At 30.7% G+C, this 2,329-nt stretch carries 1 protein-coding gene and 2 pseudogenes; all 3 read right to left on the bottom strand.

Going from position 1 to position 2,329, the window contains the following annotated elements; translation table 11 throughout:
• Positions 1–754 (bottom strand): annotated as a pseudogene (locus ACI3VO_RS15335) (carbamoyl-phosphate synthase large subunit); the annotation flags it as partial.
• 38 nt (positions 755–792) lie between these two features.
• Positions 793–1,851, bottom strand: coding sequence for a carbamoyl phosphate synthase small subunit (locus ACI3VO_RS15330; protein ID WP_439758749.1), 1,059 nt, complete (start codon positions 1,849–1,851; stop codon positions 793–795).
• Between the two features lie 104 nt (positions 1,852–1,955).
• A pseudogene (locus ACI3VO_RS15325) lies at positions 1,956–2,329 on the bottom strand (carbamoyl-phosphate synthase large subunit); the annotation flags it as partial.

The following is a 2,329-nucleotide window of genomic DNA, read 5'->3' as shown; positions in this document are numbered from 1 at the left end:
GAGCAACAACTATACTATCTCCTGTATGCACACCAACTGGGTCTACATTTTCCATGTTACAAACAGTTATACAGTTTCCTTTAGCATCTCTCATTACTTCGTATTCTATTTCTTTCCAACCTTTTATACTTTTTTCTATAAGAACTTGTGTAACTGGGCTTAGTTGTAAACCGTGAGTAAGTATTTCAGTTAATTCTTCTCTATTTTCAGCTATACCTCCACCAGTTCCTCCTAATGTATAAGCAGGTCTGATTATAACTGGATATCCTATTTTTTCAGCGTATATGATACCATCTTCTAAATTTGTTACTATATCACTTTCTATTACTGGTTGGTTGATAGATTTCATCATTTCTCTGAATTCGTCTCTATCTTCACCTTTTTTGATTGATTCTATTGAAGTACCTATTACTTTTACTCCATATTTATCTAATATACCAGCATCTGCTAATTCTACTGCTAAGTTAAGAGCTGTTTGTCCACCCATACCTGCAAGTAAACTGTCTGGTCTTTCCTTTTCTATAACTTTTTCTATAGCTGCTATAGTTAATGGTTCTATATATATTTTATGAGCTACTTCTTTATCTGTCATTATTGTAGCTGGGTTTGAATTTATTAATACAACTTCTATCCCTTCTTCTTTTAAAGCTTCACAAGCTTGTGTTCCTGAATAGTCAAATTCTGCAGCTTGTCCAATTATTATTGGTCCTGATCCTAATACTAATGTTTTCTTAATGCTATCTATTTTAGGCATAATCTCGTCTCCTTCACAAAATATTTATAACGTTATAACTATTTATTATTTAATACGTCTAAGAATTTATCAAATATATATTGGCTGTCTTTTGGTCCTGGGCAAGCCTCTGGATGGTATTGAACACTATATATTGGTAATTCTTTATGTCTCATACCTTCAACTGTATTATCGTTTAAGTTTATTTGTGTTACATTCATACATTCTGGTACATCAGTTACATAATAACCATGGTTTTGAGCAGTTATAAATACTTTATCTTCTTCAAAATCTTTTACAGGATGGTTTCCACCTCTGTGTCCAAATTTAAGTTTTCCAGTTTTTCCACCAAATACTCTTGCTAAAATTTGATGTCCTAGGCAAATTCCTACTATAGGTTTTTTACCTATCATTTGCTTAACATTTCCTACTATTTCATCTAAATCATCTGGATCCCCAGGCCCATTAGATAAGAATATTAAATCTGGATTATCATTTAATACTTCTTCAGCTGTTGTAGTAGCAGGATATACTGTTACATCACAACCTCTTTGTACAAAATTATCTATTATGTTTTGTTTTACTCCGTAGTCCATAACAGCTACTTTAGCTCCATTACCTGGATAGAATTCTTTTTCTTTTCTTGAAACTGTATAAACAGCGTAAGTATTATCAAATTTATCTAATTTTGGTTGTATACTTTCTAATGTAGCATTACTGTCTAATGTTATTATACCTTTCATTGTTCCTCTATTTCTAAGGATTTTAGTTAAGGCTCTTGTATCTATTCCTTCAAGTCCTATTATTTTATTTTGTTTTAAATAAACGTCTAGGCTCATTTCATTTCTAAAATTGTTTGGTGTGTCACTTTTTTCTCTAACTATGAATCCTTTAACACATACATTTTTTGATTGTACATCTTCTAAGTTAATTCCATAGTTCCCTATTAATGGGTAAGTCATTGTTACTATTTGTCCATAATAAGAAGGATCAGTTAAAACCTCTCCATATCCAGTCATAGAAGTATTAAATACTACTTCTCCAACAGACTCTTCTAAATAACCAAACGCATTTCCTTTAAAAATAGTACCATCTTCTAATATTAATCTTGCTTTCATATAACTTCCCTCCTATATACTTTCTATCTCTTTAACTATGTCTATAGCTTTCTAAAAAAACTACTGTAAGCTAGAACTAAATCTAGCCACAGTAGTTTTCATTATTAATCAGCTAAGTTATATACTTTTAATTGATTTTTGTCAATATGTTTTTGATTTACTTTAACTAATGCTTTTAATGTGTCTAGTGAAGTCATAACATCTATAGAGTATTCAGTTGCTAATCTTCTTATTCTGAATCCATCTCTTGTTGCGTCATTTCCTTTAGTTGGAGTATTTATAACCATGTCAACTTGATTATTAGTTATAACATCAAGCAGATTAGGTCTTGCTTCTCTTATTTTATTAACTACAGTAGCTTCTATACCATTGTTTTTTAGATATAATGCTGTTCCTTCTGTAGCCATGAAAGTATATCCTACTTTCTTCATTTCTTTTGCTATTTCTAAGAATTCTTCTTTATCTTGATCATTTACAG

The organism is Intestinibacter sp., assembly GCF_051866655.1.
Taxonomy (GTDB): Bacteria; Bacillota; Clostridia; order Peptostreptococcales; family Peptostreptococcaceae; genus Intestinibacter.
The sequence above is the reverse complement of the archived record's forward strand: the minus strand, read 5'-3'. Positions and strand labels throughout refer to the sequence as shown.

Coding starts and splice junctions, on each gene's coding strand:
- ACI3VO_RS15330 (WP_439758749.1), bottom strand. CDS start 1,851: ATGAAAGCAAGATTAATATTAGAAGATGGTACTATTTTTAAAGGAAAT.